This window comes from Kineococcus aurantiacus (genome assembly GCF_013409345.1).
GTDB classification, from domain to species: domain Bacteria; phylum Actinomycetota; class Actinomycetes; order Actinomycetales; family Kineococcaceae; genus Kineococcus; species Kineococcus aurantiacus.
In genome coordinates this window covers 371,658-389,740 of the sequence record NZ_JACCBB010000001.1, presented here as the reverse complement: position 1 = coordinate 389,740, position 18,083 = coordinate 371,658, and the positions used below count along the sequence as shown (strand labels likewise).

Below are 18,083 nucleotides of genomic sequence, written 5' to 3'. Positions count from 1 at the left end.
GGCAGGCCGTACCGTGCTGGGCGTGGCCGACCTGTTCTCCAGCGAGTTCACCACCGGGCCCGAGCCGGGGACGCCGCGCCGCTCCGTCCTGGCCGGCGCCCCGCTGGCCGTGCGCATGCGGCCCCGCTCCCTCGACGAGGTCGTCGGCCAGCAGCACCTGCTCGGGCCGGGCTCGCCCCTGCGCCGGCTGGCCTCCGACGGCGACCTCGGCCGGGCCGGGCCCGCGTCGGTGATCCTCTGGGGCCCGCCGGGCACCGGGAAGACGACGCTGGCGACCGTGCTGGCCTCCTCCGGCGGCCGCACCTTCGCCGAGCTGTCCGCCGTGACCGCCGGCGTCAAGGACGTGCGGACCGTCGTGGAGACCGCCCGCACCGACCGCGACCTGTACGGCCGCCAGACCGTCCTGTTCCTCGACGAGATCCACCGGTTCACCAAGGCCCAGCAGGACGCCCTGCTGCCGGGGGTGGAGAACCGCTGGGTCGTGCTCGTGGCGGCCACCACCGAGAACCCCAACTTCTCCGTCGTCACCCCCCTGCTGTCCCGTTCGCTGCTGCTGACCCTGCGGCCGCTGACGGCCGACGACGTGCGCGGGCTGGTGCTGCGGGCCGTGGCGGACCCGCGCGGGCTGGACGGGGAGGTGCGCGTGGAGGACGACGCCCTCGAGCACCTCGTCCGGGTCGCCGACGGGGACGCCCGCCGGGCGCTCACCGCGCTGGAGGCCGCCGCGGGGACGGCCCTGGACGGGGACGGCGAACCCGTCGTCACCCTCGCCGACGCCGAACGCGCCCTCGACCGCGCCGCCGTCCGCTACGACCGGGCCGGCGACCAGCACTACGACGTCGCCAGCGCCTTCATCAAGTCGATGCGCGGTTCCGACGTCGACGCGGCCCTGCACTACCTGGCCCGGATGATCGAGGCGGGGGAGGACCCCCGCTTCATCGCCCGCCGCATCGTCATCTCCGCCAGCGAGGACGTCGGCATGGCCGACCCCTCGGCGCTGCAGACGGCCGTCGCGGCCCTGCACGCCGTCGCCCAGATCGGGATGCCCGAGGCGCGGATCGTCCTGGCCCAGGCCGTCGTGCACAACGCGACCGCGCCGAAGTCCAACGCCTCCTACAACGGCATCAACGCCGCGATCGCCGACGTGCGCGCCGGGCTCGGCGGGTCCGTGCCCGCGCACCTGCGCGACGCCCACTACGCGGGGGCGAAGGGGATCGGGCACGGCGCGGGGTACGTGTACACCCACGACGTGCCCGCCGGCGTCGCCGAGCAGCAGTACGCGCCGGACGCGCTGGTGGGCAAGGACTACTACGTCCCCACCGACCGCGGGTTCGAGGCGGCGGTGCGGGAACGGCTCACGCGGTTGCGCAAGATCATCAGGGGGCGTTGATGTTCGGACGGCTGGTCTCGGTCCTGCTGCGCGAGGTGGGGCGCCAGCTCGCCGCGCCCCGCTCGGTGCCCCCCTCGCCCGAGGCGGCGCCCGAACGCCCGGCGCCCCGGCGCGGGCGCGGGGCGGGGGACTTCACCGGCCGCCGGGTCGTGCTGGGCTACGCCCCCCGCGACGACGGCCGGCCCGACCCCGGCGAGGTCGTCTGGGCGTGGGTGCCGTTCGAGGAGGGCGACGGCCGCGGCAAGGACCGGCCCGTCCTGATCGCCGGCCGCTCGGGCCCCGACCTCGTCGGCTTCATGATGACGAGCAGGGACCACGCGCACGGCGGGGACCGCCACGACGCCGCCGGGCGCACGTGGGTCGACGTCGGCTCCGGCGCCTGGGACCGGCGGGGCCGGCCCTCGGAGGTTCGCGTCGACCGCGTCCTGCGGATCTCGCCGAAGGACGTGCGGCGCGAGGGCGCGGTGCTGGACCGGGAGCGGTTCGAGGTGGTGGCCGCCGAGGCGCGGCGCGTGCTCGGCTGGTGAGCGCCGGTCAGCGCCGCCGCCGGGGCTCCAGGTGCCGCGGCTGCCGCGGACGGGTCAGGCCCTCCTCGGCCGCCGGCGGGATCGCCAGCACGACGGGGGCCGACCGGTCCACGGTGAACCGCTCCCCGTGGTGCACGGCCTGCACCGGGCCGCCCTCCACGAGCGCGTAGCGCACGTCCGCCGCACCCACCGACACCTCCAGGCACGACCCGCGGTGACGGGTGCGGAACCGCAGCCCCCGCAGCCCCTGCGGCAGCCGCGGCGCGAACGACAGCCCGCCCTCGGCGTCGCGCATCCCCCCGTACCCGGCGACCAGCGCGGTCCACGCCCCGGCCAGGGACGCGATGTGCAGGCCGTCGGCCGTCTTGCCCCGCAGGTCGTGCAGGTCGACGAACGCCGCCTCGTGCACGTAGTCCGCGGCCAGCCCCAGGTGCCCCACCTCGGCGGCCACGACGGCCTGCACCGACGCCGACAGCGAGGAGTCGCGCACCGTCAGGCCCTCGTAGTACTCGAACGCGGCCCGCTTCTCCTGCAGGCTGAACGCCTCCGGTCGCAGGTACATGGCCAGCACCAGGTCGGCCTGCTTGACGACCTGCCGGCGGTAGATGCTGAAGTAGGGGAAGGAGTCCTGCAGCGGGTACTGCTGGGCCGCGGTGCTCTCGAAGTCCCAGCGCTGCCGCTGCGTGGCGCCCTCGTCCTGGGCGTGCAGCCCCGTCTCGGGGTCGCGGGGGACGTGCACGGCGTCGGCCAGCCGCGTGAACGTCGCCACCTCGTCGTCGTCCACCCCCAGCACCGCGGCCCGCTCGGGGAACCTCTTCACCAGGTCCACCGCCGCCCGCAGGTTCGCCTGGGCCATGAGGTTGGTGTAGGCGTTGTCGTCGACGAGCGCGCTGTACTCGTCGGGCCCGGTGACCCCGTCGACGTGGAACCGGCCCGCGGAGTCCTCCCGGCCCAGCACCACCCACGACCGCGCGGTCTCCACCACGAGGTCGACCAGCGCCTCCCGGGCCAGGTCGTCGTCGCCGGTGGCCTGCAGGTGCCGCACGGCTGCGTCGGCGATGTCGGCGTTCAGGTGCACCGCGGCCGTCCCGGCCGGCCAGTACCCCGAGCTCTCCCGGCCGGTGATGGTGCGCCACGGGAACGTCGCACCGGCCAGCCCCAGCTCCCGGGCCCGGTCGCGGGCCGCCGGCAGCATCCGGTGCCGCCAGCGCAGCGCGTCCGCCGCGGCCTGCGGCCACACGTGGTTCAGCACCGGCAGCACGAACACCTCGGTGTCCCAGAAGGTGTGCCCGTCGTACCCGGTCCCGGTCAGCCCCTTCGCCGGGATGCCCCGGTCGGTGCCTTGCGAGGCGGCCTGGAACACGTGGAACAGCGCGAACCGCACCGCCTGCTGCAGGTCGTCGTCGCCGTCGACGTGCACGTCGGCGTGGGACCAGAAGTCGTCCAGGACCGCCCGCTGCTGGGTGCGCAACCGTTCCCAGCCCTCGCGGACCCCTTCGGCCAGCAGCGCGTCCAGCCGGGTGCCGAGGTCGTCGCGCTCGGCCTGCGGCGCCCAGCCCAGGGCCACGACCTTCGTCAGCCGCAGCGCCTCACCGGCCTCCAGCCGCACCCGGGCCGAGGTCACCAGCCGGTCACCGGTGGCGTGGGTGCGCACGTCGGTCGCGGCCGGCCCCACCACGTCGTGCTCGACGTGCACGGCCACCGCCAGGCCGCTGCCGTCGGTGCGCTGGCGCAGCACCCCGCCGCGGTGCCGGGCGGTGACGACCGCCTCGTGCAGCTGCTGGGAGGCGACCACGGACGAGCGGACCTCGACCTCGACGGCCCCGGAGTCGGCGCGCACCCGGTAGTCGAGGGCGAACAGCCCCGGCCGCTCCAGCGGGACGAGCCGCTCGACGTCGACGACGACCCGGTGCCCGGCGGGGGAGGCCCACCGCAGGTGCCGCTGCAGGGTGCCGCTGCGCAGGTCCAGCACGCGCTGGTGGTCGTCCAGGTCACCGGTGCGCACGTCGAGGCGCTCGCCGGCCACGAACAGCTCCACGCGCGTCGGGTCGGGCACCTCGACCAGCCGCTCCTGCACGGTCGGGTAGCCGTAGGCGTACTCCGGGTAGATCAGAGGCCACAGCTCGTAGGCGCCACTGAGGTAGGTGCCCGGGGTCCCCGCGGGCACGCCCTCCTCCAGGCCGCCGCGCACCCCGACCCGGCCGTTCGACAGCGCGAACAGCGACTCCACCTGCGCCAGCCGGTCCAGGTCCAGCGGGCCCTCCCGCACCGCCCACGGGTGGGCGGCGGCGAGCTGGTGCACGGCGTCCTCGACGCGGTCCGGGTCGGCGGCGGCGGGGTCGGCGGCGGGGTCGGTCGGCATGGGAGCGGGGTCCTCCACAGGTGTCGGACGGGCGGCGGTGCCCACATCCGAGCAGCCCCCGGGACCTCCTGCACCTCCAGCCCGCCCGCACCGGCCGTGCACCCCGTCCCGGCGCCCGGCCGGACGGGTAGGGTCGAGGGCTGTACTGGCACCACCCCGAGCACGCACAGCAGGAGGCAATCCCGATGCAGACGGCAGAGATCCGTCGCCGGTGGCTCGACTTCTTCGAGCGCAAGGGACACACCGTCGTCCCCAGCGCCTCGCTGGTGTCGACCGACCCGAGCCTCATGTTCACCGTCGCCGGGATGGTCCCCTTCATCCCGTACCTCACCGCCCAGGTCCCCGCGCCGTACAAGCGGGCCACCAGCGTCCAGAAGTGCCTGCGGACCCTCGACATCGAGGAGGTCGGCAAGACCACCCGGCACGGCACGTTCTTCCAGATGAACGGCAACTTCTCCTTCGGCGACTACTTCAAGGCCGAGGCCATCGCCTTCGCCTGGGAGCTGCTGACGACGCCGGAGGCCGACGGCGGCCTCGGCTTCGACCCCGAGCGCCTGTGGACGACCGTCTACCTCGACGACGACGAGGCCTTCCGGCTGTGGCGCGAGATCGGGATGCCCGCCGAGCGCATCCAGCGCCGCGGCAAGAAGGACAACTACTGGAACACCGGCCAGCCCGGCCCCGGCGGCCCCTGCTCGGAGATCTACTTCGACCGCGGCCCCGAGCACGGCGCCGAGGGCGGCCCGGAGGCCGACGAAGACCGCTACATCGAGATCTGGAACCTCGTCTTCATGCAGTACCAGCTCTCCGCGGTGCGCTCGAAGACCGACTTCGACGTCACCGGTGAGCTGCCCGCCAAGAACATCGACACCGGCATGGGCCTGGAGCGCGTCGCGTTCCTCAAGCAGGGCGTCGACAACATGTACGAGATCGACGAGGTCCGCCCCGTCCTGGACTACGCGGCGCTCGCGGCGGAGAAGGAGTACGGCGCGAACCACGACGACGACGTCCGCATGCGCGTCGTCGCCGACCACGTCCGCTCCGCGCTCATGCTCATCGGCGACGGCGTGACCCCCGGCAACGAGGGCGCCGGCTACGTGCTGCGCCGCCTCATCCGCCGCGCGGTGCGCGCGATGCGCCTGCTCGGGTTCGAGGACGAGGCGCTGCCCATCCTGCTGCCGGCCTCGATGGAGGTCATGAGCGCCTCCTACCCGGAGCTGCGCACGGACTTCGAGCGCATCTCCCGGGTCGCCTACGCCGAGGAGCAGGCCTTCCGCCGCACCCTGGTCTCCGGCACGACGATCTTCGAGACCGCCGTGGCGCAGACGAAGGCGGCCGGGGGCGCTACCCTGTCCGGCGAGCGCGCGTTCGCGCTGCACGACACCTACGGCTTCCCCATCGACCTCACGCTGGAGATGGCCGCCGAGGCGGGCGTCACCGTCGACGAGGCGGGCTTCCGCACGCTGATGGCCGAGCAGGTCGGGCGCGCCAAGGCCGACGCGAAGGCGAAGAAGACCGGTGGCGTCGACCTGACCGTCTACCGCTCGACGCTGGAGACCCTCCCCGCGCCGGTGGAGTTCACCGGGTACGTCGACGCCCAGAACGAGGCCCGCGTCCAGGTGGTCCTGCAGGGCGGGGTCAGCACCCCGTCCGCGCCCGTCGGCACCGACGTCGAGGTCGTCCTGGACCGCACGCCGTTCTACGCCGAGGGCGGCGGTCAGCTCGCCGACCACGGCACCATCACGACCTCCGGCGGGGCCGTCGTCACGGTCACCGACGTCCAGCAGCCCGTGCGCGGCCTGCACGTGCACAAGGGGACGGTGACCAGCGGCGAGCTCGTCGCCGGGGACGGCGCCCACGCCGTCGTCGACGCCGCCCGCCGCCGCTCCATCAGCCGCGCGCACACCGCCACCCACCTGGTGCACCAGGTGCTGCGCGAGCACCTCGGCGACACCGCCACCCAGGCCGGGTCCCAGAACGCCCCGGGCCGGCTGCGCTTCGACTACTCCTCCACCGCCCAGGTCGCGACCCAGGTCGTGCGCGACATCGAGGGCGTCGTCAACGAGCGCGTCCACGACGACCTGCCGGTCTCGGCGGAGGTCATGGACCGCGAGGCCGCGCTGAACTCCGGGGCGATGGCCCTGTTCGGCGAGAAGTACGGCGACCGCGTGCGCGTGGTGTCCATCGGGGAGGACTGGTCCAAGGAGCTGTGCGGCGGCACGCACACCCTGACCTCCCAGCAGGTGGGGATGGTCTCGATCCTGTCCGAGAGCTCCATCGGCTCCGGCGCCCGCCGCATCGAGGCCCTCGTCGGGGCCGACGCGTTCGACTTCCTCACCCGCGAGCACCTGCTCGTCAACCAGCTCACCGACGTCGTCAAGGCGCGCCCGGAGGAGCTGCCGGACCGCATCGGCTCGCTGCTGACCCGGCTGTCGGACGCCGAGAAGGAGATCGCCAAGCTGCGCGCCGGGCAGGTCCTCGCCCTCGCCCCGACGATCGCGGCGAACCCGGTCGACAAGTTCGGGGTCCTGGTCGTCACCCACGACGCCGGGTCGGCCTCGGCCGACGACGTGCGGACGCTGACCCTGGACGTCCGCTCCCGGCTCGGGGACGAGCGCCCCACCGTCGTCGCGATCTCCGGGGTCGCCAAGGACCGTCCCGTGGTCGTCGTGGCCACCAACGCCGAGGCGCGCCGCTGGGGCGTCAAGGCCGGTGAGCTCGTGCGCACCGCGGCCCAGACCCTCGGCGGGGGCGGCGGCGGCAAGGACGACCTCGCCCAGGGCGGCGGCCAGGACGCCTCCAAGGTCGGTGCCGCGCTGCAGGCCGTCGAGGACTTCGTCGGCGCCCGGGTCACCGGTTCGGTCTGAGGGTGCGCCCAGGGGTTCGACTCGCCGTCGACGTCGGGAGCGTCCGGGTGGGGCTCGCGGCGTGCGACCCTGCTGGCGTGATCGCCTCACCGGTGCGGACGCTCGTCCGCGACGCCGAGCACGACGCCGACGTCGCCGAGATCGCCGCCGAGGCCCGGGCGCGGGCCGCCATCGAGGTCGTGCTGGGGCTGCCGCTGTCCATGGACGGCACGCAGGGCCCGGCGGCCTCGCGCGCGCTCGACTACGCGGACCGGATCAGGCGGTCCCTGCCGGAGGTGCCGGTCCGGCTCGTCGACGAACGGCTCACCACCGTCGACGCGCACCGGGCCCTGCACGAGGCCGGTCGCAAGGAGAAGCAGTACCGTGCGGTCGTCGACCAGGCGGCCGCGGTGGTGCTGCTGCAGTCCGCGCTCGACGCCGAGCGTGCAGGGCACGCGCCCGGACGGGTGGTCGACGGGGCGAAGGTCCGTCGCAAACCCCGTCGGCGCGGGCAGGGTGAGGCGCAGCAGGCTCCCGCGGGGCAGGTCCCCGCGGGACCGGGACAGGTGCGGTCGTCGGGACCCGACGCCACGGAGGGCAGGGGTTGATGATGGACCTGATGGATCTCCCCGACACGCGCGACCGCGGGTCGCGCAGGCGCCGGTTGCGGCGCCGGCGGGCCGCCGTGGCGATCGTCGTCGCGCTCGCCGTCCTCGGCGGCGGTGCGTGGGCGGCGTGGGGCACGCTGGGGCCCGTGGTGGCCCGGGTCACCGAGAGCGACGACTACGAGGGCGCCGGTTCCGGGTCGGTCGACGTCAAGATCACCGCGGGGGACAGCGGCCGGACCATCGGCCGCAACCTCGCCGCGGCCGGCGTGGTGAAGTCGCAGAGCGCGTTCGTCGCCGCGGCCCGCGCCCAGCCGAAGATGGCCGCCATCCAGCCCGGGACCTACCGCCTGAAGTCGGGCATGTCCTCGGCCGCGGCGGTCGCGCTGCTGCTGGACCCGGCCTCGAAGGTCACCACCCGCCTCACCGTCCCCGAGGGCCTGACGGTCAAGCAGGTCGTGGCGCTCGTGGAGGAGACGACGGGCATCCCCGCCGCCGACCTCGACGCGGCGCTGGCCGACCCGGCCGCGCTGGGGCTGCCCGCCGCCGCCAACGGCAACGCCGAGGGGTACCTGTTCCCCGCCACCTACGACGTCAACCCCGGCGAGTCCGCCGCCGACGTCCTCAAGACGATGGTCACCCAGACCGGCACGGTGCTGGCCTCGCTCGGCGTGGGCCCGGAGCGGGTGCACGACGTCGTCGTGGAGGCGAGCATCGCGCAGAAGGAGGCGCGGACGGCCGAGGACATGGCCAAGGTCGTGCGGGTGCTGGGCAACCGCTTGGCCATCGGGATGCCCCTGCAGCTGGACTCCACCGTCAGCTACGCCGTCGGCTCCACCGACAAGGTCACCACGACGGCCGAGCAGCGCGCCACCGACTCCCCGTACAACACGTACCTGCACCCCGGCCTGCCCGTCGGGCCCATCAGCAACCCCGGCGAGGACGCGCTGCGCGCCGCGCTGACCCCCGCCGACGGCCCGTGGCTGTACTTCGTGACGGTGGACCTGCAGACCGGCGAGACCCGCTTCGCGACCACCGCCGCCGAGCACGCCGCCAACGTCGCGCTGTTCCAGCAGTACCTGCGGGACCACCCGGGACAGGGCTGAGACCGTGCGGGCAGCGGTCTGCGGGTCGCCCATCGCGCACTCGCTCTCACCGGCCCTGCACCGCGCGGCGTACGCCGCGCTGGGCCTGGACGGCTGGCAGTACGACCTGCTGGAGGTCGACGAGGAACGGCTGCCGCAGGTGGTGTCCGCCCTGGACGCCACCTGGGCCGGGCTGAGCCTGACGATGCCGCTGAAGCAGGCGATCGTCCCGCTGGTGGACGAGGTCAGCGACTTCGCCCGCGCCGTCGGGTCCGTCAACACCGTTGTCGTCACCCCGCGCTCGGACCGGCGGAACACCCCCGGCCGGGGCGGGGTGCGGCTGCGGGCCGAGAACACCGACGTCATCGGGCTCGTGACGGCCCTGGCCGAGGCGGGGGCCCAGCGGATCCGGCGCGGCGTCGTGCTGGGCGGGGGAGCGACGGCCCGCTCCGCCGTGGTGGCGCTGCTGCAGGCGGGCTGCCCGCGCCCGGTCGCCGTGGTCCGCTCACCCGACCGCGCCGCCGAGCTGCGGGGGGTCGCCGCCCGGCTCGGCGGCGAGGTCGAGATCCGCGACTGGGCCGAGCTGCCCGTGGCCCTCACCGCCGACGTCGTGGTCTCCACCGTGCCCGTCGGCGGGTCGCCGGCCATGACCGACGCCGTCCTCGGCGCCTTCCGCCCCACCTGGTGGCCGCTGCTGCTCGACGTCGTCTACGCGCCGTGGCCCACGCCCCTGGCGCAGCGGTGGGGCGGCCCCGTCGTCAACGGCTTCGAGATGCTCCTGCACCAGGCCGTGGCCCAGGTCGAGCTCATGACCGGCCGGCCCGGGCCCGTGGCGGCCATGCGCGCCGCCGGGCTGGCGGCGCTGCAGGAGCGCGCGCGAGCCTGAAGCCGGGACTCAGCCCGCCGCAGGCGCGGCCCCGTCCAGGTCCACGACGAACGTCACCGCCGGGTCCTGCTCGCCCGCGCCGTAGTCGCCGTCGTCCTGCGCGAGCTGGGCGGTGATCCGCGTCGCGCCCGCGCCCCAGGCGCCGTCGCGGGGGAACGCCTCCCAGTCCTGCACCGCGGCACCGGGCGCGACATGCTGGTCCGCGGGCTCGTCGCGCGTGCAGTGCGCGCTGCTGGCGGCGGCCCCGGCGCCGGAGACCTCGGTCGAGGCGCTGCGCCACCGCGTGAGGTCCACCGGACCCGGGCAGGCCCACACCAGCGCCTGCCCGGAGGTGTTCGTCCAGGTCAGGTGCACGCGGACCTCGGACTCGCCGACCTCGGCCGACGTGGCGGTCACCGACCACTGCGGCGAGGGGTGCTCGGTCAGGTCCGCGCCGGTCAGCCGGTAGGTGCCCACGGCCGGCAGGTTCCGCTCCGCGCGCGCCACCTCCCGGGACTCGCGCGCCGAGCCGATCAGCAGGGTCGCGACGTAGACGAGCACGGCGACGGCCCCGACGCCCACGACGGCGGCCACCCAGCCCAGCCAGCCGCCCGGTCCGCGCGCGGGGGTGGGGGAGGGGGGAGCGCTCAGGTGCTGGTCGGTCACGGCACCACTGTCCCTCCCCGAGCTGGGAGCCGGCCGCCGGGGTCCCCGTCAGCGGCGGCGGCGCTTGCGGGCGTACATGCGCTCGTCGGCGCGCCGCAGCGCCACGGGCAGGCCGCCCGCCTCGACGGGAGCGACCCCGGTGGAGGACCCGACCGCGGCGACCGCGTCGCCGACGGCCACGGGCCGCGCCACGGCCGGCTCCACCGCCCGCACCAGGTGCCCGACGGTGTCGTCGGGCCCGTGGACGAGCAGGACGAACTCGTCGCCGCCGAGCCGGGCGACGACCCCGTGCCCCTCGACGACGGCGGCGAGGCGGCCGGCCACCACGCGCAGCACCTCGTCGCCCGCGGCGTGCCCGTGGGTGTCGTTGACGGCCTTGAAGCCGTCGAGGTCGACCAGGACGACGTGCCAGCCCTCCGGTGCGGCCGGGCGCGGGCGCGGGTGCGGGAGCAGCCCGGCCGGCTCGGCGGCGAGCACCCGCCCGGCGACCTCGGCCAGCCCCCGGCGGGTCCAGGCGCCGGTCAGGTCGTCGCGCCGGGCCGCGCCGGCGGCGTGCTGGTCGCGGTGGCCGTCGCGCGCGCGCAGCCCGGCCAGGACGAGGGTCAGCACGAGTCCGGTCCCGACGGCCCCGGCGGTGGCCGGTCCGGGGGCCGCCGCACCGTGGGCGGCCAGCCGGTACCCGGTCAGGGCGGCGGTCAGCAGCGGCGCCACGCACTGCGCCGCCAGCGCCCCGGCCACCACCACGGCGACGGGGGTGCGGGCGGGGACGGGCGGCACGGCGGGCGGGACGGCCCCGCCCGGCGGGCCCGGGCGCAGGTGGACGACGAGGGAGGTCACCACCCCCGCCACCGCCAGGCTCATCCCCGCCAGCCAGCCCGGCCCCGAGCCGACGGTCTGGGACAGGACCATCACCGCGTCGCCCACCACCAGGGCGCTGACCCCGCCGGCCGTCAGCAGGACCCGGGCGCGGGGAGCGCGGGGTGCCCGCCCGCCGGCGAGCTGCTGCCACACGACGGCGGCGGCCCCGATGAGGACGACCAGGTCGAACGTGCAGAACAACGCCCAGGCCTTGCCGTGGTCGACCGCCTCGCCCAGCGGGGTGAGCAGGAGGACCAGCGCGGCGGCCGTCGCGGTCAGCTGCAGGTGCACCACCGTGGGACGGCCGCGGAACAGCCGGTGCCGCAGCGCACCGTCCGCGGTCCCGGCGGGCGTCTGGTCGGCCAGGACGACCAGCAGCGCCAGGTAGCGCAACAGCTCCAGCGCGACCGTCACGCCCGGCTCGAACTCCCCGTCCGTGTACTGCAGCCCCGAGGGGTCGACCGTGAGGAGCCAGTAGCCGTCCCCGAGCGTCGTGGCGGCGGCGTAGATCCCCACCAGGCGCAGGGCGCAGCGTCCCGACCGGGTGGGGGCCAGCAGGGCGCTGCCCAGGAGGCCGGCGGTGGCTGCGACCTCCAGCCCGAGCGTGGCGACGGTGATGGTGCTCGTGGACCCGGACACCACCCAGACCCACGTCAGGGCCACGGGGAGCAGGACCAGGGCGGTGGTGAGCCGGTGGGCCACCGTGGTGCCGCGCACGGACCCGCCCTCCTCGTCATTCACCGCAGTTATCGATCGACCACTGCCTGTCGATCATGACGGAGCGGAGGGCCCGGTGCGCGGGTTTTCGAGACATCGCCCCCCGGGAGGAGGCGAGGCGGGTCCCTCGCGCACCCGAACGGGCGAAGCCCGTGATCGCCCACCTCAAGCGGCCCGGCGGCCCCGCCGATGAGCACAGGAGAGCGCCGGCAGTCGGCGGGCGCTGCGTCGTGCCGTCGTGGCCGTGCTGGGTGGGGAGCGAGATGGACAACGCTGGTCGGGGCGGGCAGCCCGTGGAGCCGTACGTCCCGTCGAACATGCGCGCCGGCGCCGACGGCGTGCCGACGGCCCGGCCCAACATCAGCGCCCTGCTCAAGCAGCTCGAGCAGGACCAGTCGCAGCTCGCCCCCGCCGCCCCGCAGACCGTCCAGCTCGCGCCCCTGCCCGAGCAGACCCCCCGGCACACCGCCACCGTCGCCGAACTGGCCCCCGTCGCCGCACTGGCGCCCGTCGCCGACGAGGTCGTCCACGAGGCCCTCGTCACCACCGGCGGCGACCAGGAGGCCACCCGGCGGGTCCGCGTCAACGACGTCCTCCTGCAGGGCCTTGAACTCGGCGCCTCCGACGTCCACCTCACCTCCGGCGCCCACCCCACCGCCCGCGTCTCCGGGGAGATGGCGGCGATGGAGGAGTTCCCCAAGCTCACGCCCAACGTGCTGCAGGAAGCCGTCTACGCCATCCTCACCCAGAAGCAGCGCGAGACCTTCGAGGCCAACCTCGAACTCGACTTCGCCTACCAGGTGCCCGGGCGCTCGCGGTTCCGCGTCAACGTCTACCGCCAGCGCGAGTCCATCGGCGCGGCGTTCCGGCGCATCCCCTTCGAGATCAAACCCCTCGAGGAACTCGGCGTCCCGCCCGTCGTGGGGTCCTTCGCCGGTCTGCAGCGCGGTTTCGTCCTCGTCACCGGCCCCACCGGCTCGGGCAAGTCGACGACGCTCGCCTCGATCGTCGACCTCGCCAACCGCACCCGGCGCGACCACATCATGACCGTCGAGGACCCCATCGAGTTCCTCCACCGCCACAAGAGCTGCATCGTCAACCAGCGCGAGGTCGGCGAGGACACCAAGTCCTTCGCCAGCGCCCTCAAGCACGTCCTGCGCCAGGACCCCGACATCATCCTCGTCGGCGAGATGCGCGACCTCGAGACCATCTCCGTCGCCCTCACCGCCGCCGAGACCGGTCACCTCGTCTTCGGCACCCTGCACACCCAGAGCGCCGCCTCGACCATCGACCGCGTCATCGACGTCTTCCCGCCCCACCAGCAGACCCAGATCCGCGTCCAGCTCGCCGGCGCCATCCAGGGCGTCGTCTGCCAGACGCTGTGCAAGCGCGCCGACGGCCGCGGCCGCGTCGTCGCCACCGAGGTCATGGTCGCCACCCCCGCCATCCGCAACCTCATCCGCGAGGGCAAGACCCACCAGATTCCCACCGCCATGCAGGCCGGGGCCCAGTTCGGCATGCACACCCTCGACCAGCACCTGGCCGACCTCGTGCGCACGCGCCAGATCACGTTCGAACACGGCTTGGAGAAGTGCTCCGCCGCCGACGAGTTCCGCCGCCTGACCGGGCGCTGAGGGAGGACCACCCATGGCCACGACGACCAAGGCGCCGGCCAAGTCCGGTCACACCGCCTTCGAGTACTCCGCGCGCGACCGGACGGGCAAGCTGATCACGGGAACGCTGGAGGCCAACGACTCGCGCGCCGTTGCCCAGCGCCTCGTCTCCCAGGGCATGGCGCCGGTCTCCATCGTGGAGTCCAAGGCCGGCAAGGGCATGCAGATGGAGATCACCCTGCCGGGCGGCAACCGGGTGAAGCTCAAGGACCTGGCGCTGATGTCGCGGCAGTTCGCCACGATGGTCTCGTCGGGGCTGTCGCTCATCAAGGCCCTGTCGATCCTCGCGGAGCAGACGGAGAGCAAGAAGCTCGCTGCGACGTTGCAGGAGTGCCGCACCGAGGTTGAGGGCGGCACGTCACTGTCGACCGCATTCAGCAGGCACCGCGACGTCTTCCCGCCGCTCATGGTGAACATGCTGCGCGCCGGTGAGGTCGGTGGGTTCCTTGACCAGGTCCTGGTGCAGATCGCGGACAACTTCGAGGCCGAGGTCAAGCTAAAGGCCAAGGTCAAGTCGGCGATGACCTACCCGGTCGTGGTGTTCGTCATCGCAATCCTCGCGGTCACCGGCATGCTCCTGTTCATCGTGCCCGTCTTCGCGAAGATGTTCTCGGACATGGGGGGGACGCTGCCCCTGCCGACCCAGATTCTGGTCGTGCTCTCCCACGGGATGAAGTTCGCCGCCCCCGTCGGCCTGGTGCTGGCGATCACCTTCCCGATCGTGTGGCGGAAGGTCAAGGACCGCGACGGCGTGCGGAACGTCGTCGATCCGCTGAAGTTCAAGGTGCCCGTCTTTGGTCTGCTGACCCAGAAGATCGCGCTGAGCCGCTTCACCCGCAACCTCGGGACAATGCTCCGCTCCGGGGTCCCCATCCTGCAGAGCCTGGAGATCGTCGGGGAGGCCAGCGGGAACGTCGTCGTCGAGCGCGCCGCCAAGGACGTGATGGAGAGCGTCCGCTCCGGCCGCTCCCTGGCCGGTCCCCTCGCCGAGCACGCGGTGTTCCCGGCGATGGTCGTGCAGATGATGAGCGTCGGCGAGGACACCGGTGCCTTGGACGCCATGCTCTACAAGATCTCCGACTTCTACGACCAGGAGGTCGAAGCCACCACCGAGGCACTGACGAGCCTCATCGAGCCCATCATGATCGCCTTCCTGGGCGGGATCGTCGGGTCGATGATCGTGGCGATGTACCTGCCCATCTTCAAGGTGATGGATCTCGTCCAGGGCTGATCCCCGGACGACCGTGGCTCGTGCGCGACCGCGCACGGGCCACACGTGCTCCGCGGCCGGCGAGCGCGGCGAGCCGGCCACCGCAGGCGCCGGCGAGGCGGGGAGGCACTGCGCGTCTGCCCCGGGAACCCACTGCAGCGCCGGTGAGTGCACCGTTCGGGTGACGGTGTGAAGTCGCTGCTCAAGGCCCTGCGGGAGGAGCCGATACATCCATCAGAGCCGCACACCAGCCGGTGCGCGAGACGCGAGCGGCTCCGGTACTCACACTCACGAAGGAGAGCGTCGAATGCTCGCTCGCATCCGCAAGGCCATGGACGACAAGGACCAGGGCTTCACCCTGATCGAGCTCCTCGTCGTCATGATCATCATCGGGATCCTGGCCGCCATCGCCATCCCGACCTTCCTCAACCAGCGCAACAAGGGTTACGACACCCAGGCCAAGGCCGACGTCCGCGCGGCCCAGACCGAGATCGAGACCTGGTTCACCGACAACCAGGCCTACCCGGCCAGCGGCAAGGTCGTGTACGGCCCGGCCCCGGCGACCCCCGCTGCCGACACCATCTACATCAAGAAGTCGACCAGCACGGACAGCCTCGCCTACACGTCGACCAACGGCGGCTACTGCGCGTCGGTGAAGTCCAAGTCCGGCGACTTCTGGAAGGTCACCGACAGCGCCTCCGGCGTCACCAAGGCCTCCACGGCCTGCTGAACCCCCTCGTAGGACCGAACGGCGTCCGGCCAGTGCCGGGCGCCGTTCGGCGTTCCCGTCGCTCACGGAAGAGGAGGATGACGTGCACCCGAACCGACGGCCGCCGGACGACGGGTTCAGCCTCATCGAGTTGATCGTCGTCATGGTCATCATGGGCGTCCTGGCCGCTGTGGCGATCCCCAGCTTCCTGTCGCAGCGCCACCGTGCCTTCGACAGCCAGGCGCGCGCGGACGTCCGGGCCGCCCAGAACGAGGTCGAGGCCTACTTCAGCGGGTCGCAGGCCTACCCCGACGCCGTGCTCTGGTCCGACGCCTCCCCCGTGCCGGCCAACGCCGCCACCGTCAAGCGGTCCAAGGACGTCGCCCCCGGCGTGTCGTCCCTTGTGTACCGGCACAGCGGCGACGACTACTGCCTCTCGGTGCAGTCCCGCTCCGGGTCGTGGGTCGTGATCGTCAGCAGCCGGTCCGGAGCGGTGGTCCAGCCCCAAGCCTGCGCGGGTCCGCTCGGGTGAACCTCGGCCCGTCCGCGAAGTCAGCCCCTGGGCGTGCTCAAGGACCGATCCCCAGGGGCCGATCACCACACGAAGGCTTCGCGGCAGGTCCGTGGCGCACCGACCGCCCGAGGGGGCACGACGTTCAGGAAGGGCCGGGGATGACCAGCCTGCCTCCGGAAGACCGCCACGACGCCGGGTTCTCGCTGGTAGAGGTCGTCGTCGCCCTCATGCTGCTCGCCGCGATCGCCGCCTCGACCGCGGCGTTCTTCCTCCGCAGCTCCGTCGCCGCCAGTGAGCAGCAGCGCAACCAGGCCGCCACCGCGCTCGCGTCTCAGGCCATGGACGCCGCTCGCGCCGTCCGCCCCGACTACCTGCTGGCGGGTCGCTCGCAGAGCGCGGTGACCAACCAGTGGAATACCTCCTCCGCTCCGCTCAAGACGAGCACCTTCCCCGACTGGGACAGCGCGGCCGGCCCAGCCTCCGTCCCCGCGCTGCCCCTCGCCTCCACGGTGCAGCAGCAGGGCGAGACGTACTCGGTGTCGACCCTCGTGGGCGTCTGCTACCGCCCCGCCGGCAACGTGGCCAACGAGCAGTGCACCAAGGCCAGCGCGAGCAACGCGCGCAGCACCGTCTCCGGCTACGTCCGGGTGTACCGGGTCGTCGTCGAGGTTAGCTGGACCACCGGTGGCTCCACGCGGTGCAAGGCGGGGACCTGCACCTACCGCGCGGACACCCTCGTGGACCCGTCGGCCGAGCTTCGCTGGAGCGTCACCCCGGCACCGGTCGTCGAGCCGAGCACCCAGGGGACCACGGCTCAGACCGGCAGCTCCACCGCCGTGACGCTGCGCACCCTCGTCGACGCCGGCAACACCGACCAGTACTCCAAGGTCCTCGTCAGCTCCACCCAGGCCGGCAACGGCTACTTCTCCCTCGACGGCACGCCCTACAACGCGACGACCCGGTTCTCCGGCAAGGAGCTCACCTTCACACCGCCGCTGAACACCGTGGGGACCTACTCAGTGCGCTGGTTCGTGCGCAACAACGACGGCCAGTCGTCGAAGACCGTCACGATGACCGTGCCGGTGGCTCCGGTGGCCACCGCGGACAGCTTCACCGCCAAGCTCCTGACGAGCACGACGACGGTCGACGTCCTCACCAACGACAAGCCGAACGGGGGGCCCTCGGTGTACGTCGAGGACCCGGTCCGCACCGCGGGCAACTGCACGCTGACGCGCGTCGGCACGAGCAACCAGTTCAAGGTGACGACGCAGAACGCGCTGCAGACCTGCAAGTGGACCTACGTCCTGCGCGGGGTCGGTGGCGACAGCTACCTCAAGACCGACCCCACCGTCCTGCAGGTCCAGGTGATCGCGTGAACGAGCAGCGTTCCGACGACGGGGTGAGCCTCGTCGAGACCCTCCTCGCGATGATGATCTTCACCGTCTGCTTCGCCGTCTTCATGGCCGGCCTGCAGCTCATGGTCCGGGACACCACCCGCACCCAGCAGGTCACCGACGCCACCGATCAGATGCGCAAGGCGTTCACGGCCATGGACCTGGAAGCGCGCTACGCCGAGTCGGTCAACGCGCCGGCCGTCGTCGACGGGGCCTGGTGGGTGGAGTTCCGCGACCCCATCGTCGACGGCGGCAACCCGCAGTGCACGCAGTGGCGCTACGCGGTCTCCACCGGCGTGCTCGAGGCGCGAACGTGGGACTCCACCCAGGCCGCCGGCGCGACGTGGACGACCCTCGCCACGGGTCTGTCCACCGACACCGCGCTGCTCACGGACACCGCGCGCCAGCCGTTCACCCGGGCCCTGGCGACCCAGGCGGCCGGCAAGACTGACGAGATGACGCGGCAGACCCTCACGGTCCGCCTGGAGTCCCCCCGCAAGGCGGCCGACGGCAGCCGCTCGGCCGTGGACGTGCTGCAGACCAGCTTCACGGCTCAGAACAGCAGCTCGCAGTCGGACTCGAACCTGGGGTCCGCCGTCTGCGCTCCGACCACCAACCGGACCCGGTGAGGACCATGACCGGAATCGCACGAATCCTCAGGG

At 73.5% G+C, this 18,083-nt stretch carries 15 protein-coding genes; 12 read left to right on the top strand and 3 right to left on the bottom strand.

The genetic code is table 11. The annotated features are described in order from the left end of the window. Positions 1–115: 115 nt before the first annotated feature. Entirely contained in the window at positions 116–1,390 is a 1,275-nt protein-coding gene (locus BJ968_RS01855) for a replication-associated recombination protein A (RefSeq protein WP_179756035.1), read from the top strand. After that, positions 1,390–1,917, top strand: a complete 528-nt coding sequence (locus BJ968_RS01850) for a type II toxin-antitoxin system PemK/MazF family toxin (protein ID WP_179748724.1) — start codon at positions 1,390–1,392, stop codon at positions 1,915–1,917. The genes BJ968_RS01855 and BJ968_RS01850 overlap by 1 nt, the downstream gene beginning before the upstream one ends. Positions 1,918–1,924: 7 nt before the next feature. Here the strand turns inward: BJ968_RS01850 and BJ968_RS01845 are convergent, their stop codons facing one another. Further along, on the bottom strand, positions 1,925–4,279 hold the full coding sequence (locus tag BJ968_RS01845; protein ID WP_179748722.1) for a glycoside hydrolase family 65 protein: 2,355 nt from the start codon (positions 4,277–4,279) through the stop codon (positions 1,925–1,927). A 185-nt stretch (positions 4,280–4,464) separates the two neighbouring features. Here BJ968_RS01845 and alaS point away from each other — a divergent pair, with 185 nt between their 5' ends. Genes alaS through BJ968_RS01825 form a run of 4 tightly spaced genes read left to right on the top strand, consistent with a single transcriptional unit; the run spans position 4,465 to position 9,701 of the window. Next, positions 4,465–7,146, top strand: coding sequence for an alanine--tRNA ligase (gene alaS / locus BJ968_RS01840; protein WP_179748720.1), 2,682 nt, complete (start codon positions 4,465–4,467; stop codon positions 7,144–7,146). A 2-nt stretch (positions 7,147–7,148) separates the two neighbouring features. Then, a complete protein-coding gene (gene ruvX / locus BJ968_RS01835) occupies positions 7,149–7,733 on the top strand; it encodes a Holliday junction resolvase RuvX (protein ID WP_179748718.1) in 585 nt (194 codons plus the stop codon). 11 nt (positions 7,734–7,744) lie between these two features. Next, on the top strand, positions 7,745–8,836 hold the full coding sequence (mltG, locus tag BJ968_RS01830) for an endolytic transglycosylase MltG (protein ID WP_179748716.1): 1,092 nt from the start codon (positions 7,745–7,747) through the stop codon (positions 8,834–8,836). 4 nt (positions 8,837–8,840) lie between these two features. Beyond that, the gene (locus BJ968_RS01825) at positions 8,841–9,701 is read left to right on the top strand and encodes a shikimate dehydrogenase (protein WP_179748714.1); all 861 of its coding nucleotides are present in this window, start codon (positions 8,841–8,843) and stop codon (positions 9,699–9,701) included. Between the two features lie 9 nt (positions 9,702–9,710). Here the strand turns inward: BJ968_RS01825 and BJ968_RS01820 are convergent, their stop codons facing one another. Next, the gene (locus BJ968_RS01820; RefSeq protein WP_179748712.1) at positions 9,711–10,346 is read right to left on the bottom strand and encodes a hypothetical protein; all 636 of its coding nucleotides are present in this window, start codon (positions 10,344–10,346) and stop codon (positions 9,711–9,713) included. Between the two features lie 48 nt (positions 10,347–10,394). Beyond that, positions 10,395–11,921, bottom strand: a complete 1,527-nt coding sequence (locus BJ968_RS26250; RefSeq protein ID WP_343077751.1) for a GGDEF domain-containing protein — start codon at positions 11,919–11,921, stop codon at positions 10,395–10,397. 263 nt (positions 11,922–12,184) lie between these two features. Here BJ968_RS26250 and BJ968_RS01810 point away from each other — a divergent pair, with 263 nt between their 5' ends. From BJ968_RS01810 to BJ968_RS01785, 6 genes are all read left to right on the top strand, one after another. Continuing rightward, the gene (locus BJ968_RS01810; RefSeq protein ID WP_246314066.1) at positions 12,185–13,555 is read left to right on the top strand and encodes a type IV pilus twitching motility protein PilT; all 1,371 of its coding nucleotides are present in this window, start codon (positions 12,185–12,187) and stop codon (positions 13,553–13,555) included. 13 nt (positions 13,556–13,568) lie between these two features. Continuing rightward, the gene (locus BJ968_RS01805; protein WP_179748710.1) at positions 13,569–14,825 is read left to right on the top strand and encodes a type II secretion system F family protein; all 1,257 of its coding nucleotides are present in this window, start codon (positions 13,569–13,571) and stop codon (positions 14,823–14,825) included. Positions 14,826–15,111: 286 nt separating this feature from the next. Next, the gene (locus tag BJ968_RS26245; RefSeq protein ID WP_179748708.1) at positions 15,112–15,534 is read left to right on the top strand and encodes a prepilin-type N-terminal cleavage/methylation domain-containing protein; all 423 of its coding nucleotides are present in this window, start codon (positions 15,112–15,114) and stop codon (positions 15,532–15,534) included. Positions 15,535–15,616: 82 nt separating this feature from the next. Beyond that, positions 15,617–16,045, top strand: a complete 429-nt coding sequence (locus tag BJ968_RS01795; RefSeq protein ID WP_218884694.1) for a prepilin-type N-terminal cleavage/methylation domain-containing protein — start codon at positions 15,617–15,619, stop codon at positions 16,043–16,045. A 140-nt stretch (positions 16,046–16,185) separates the two neighbouring features. Then, positions 16,186–17,403: a prepilin-type N-terminal cleavage/methylation domain-containing protein gene (locus BJ968_RS01790; protein WP_179748706.1), complete on the top strand. Its 1,218-nt coding sequence runs from the start codon at positions 16,186–16,188 to the stop codon at positions 17,401–17,403. After that, positions 17,400–18,050 carry a PulJ/GspJ family protein gene (locus BJ968_RS01785; protein ID WP_179748704.1) on the top strand — a complete coding sequence of 217 codons (651 nt, stop codon included), beginning with the start codon at positions 17,400–17,402 and terminating at the stop codon, positions 18,048–18,050. Before BJ968_RS01790 ends, BJ968_RS01785 begins: the two co-directional genes overlap by 4 nt. Positions 18,051–18,083 lie beyond the last annotated feature (33 nt).

Excerpts from the sequence above, each read along its gene's own strand:
- BJ968_RS01845 (WP_179748722.1), bottom strand. The coding sequence starts at position 4,279 with ATGCCGACCGACCCCGCCGCCGACCCCGCCGCCGCCGACCCGGACCGC.
- BJ968_RS26245 (WP_179748708.1), top strand. The coding sequence starts at position 15,112 with ATGCTCGCTCGCATCCGCAAGGCCATGGACGACAAGGACCAGGGCTTC.
- BJ968_RS01810 (WP_246314066.1), top strand. The coding sequence starts at position 12,185 with ATGGACAACGCTGGTCGGGGCGGGCAGCCCGTGGAGCCGTACGTCCCG.
- BJ968_RS01850 (WP_179748724.1), top strand. The coding sequence starts at position 1,390 with ATGTTCGGACGGCTGGTCTCGGTCCTGCTGCGCGAGGTGGGGCGCCAG.
- BJ968_RS01805 (WP_179748710.1), top strand. The coding sequence starts at position 13,569 with ATGGCCACGACGACCAAGGCGCCGGCCAAGTCCGGTCACACCGCCTTC.
- BJ968_RS01790 (WP_179748706.1), top strand. The coding sequence starts at position 16,186 with ATGACCAGCCTGCCTCCGGAAGACCGCCACGACGCCGGGTTCTCGCTG.
- BJ968_RS01855 (WP_179756035.1), top strand. The coding sequence starts at position 116 with ATGCGGCCCCGCTCCCTCGACGAGGTCGTCGGCCAGCAGCACCTGCTC.
- mltG (WP_179748716.1), top strand. The coding sequence starts at position 7,745 with ATGGATCTCCCCGACACGCGCGACCGCGGGTCGCGCAGGCGCCGGTTG.
- alaS (WP_179748720.1), top strand. The coding sequence starts at position 4,465 with ATGCAGACGGCAGAGATCCGTCGCCGGTGGCTCGACTTCTTCGAGCGC.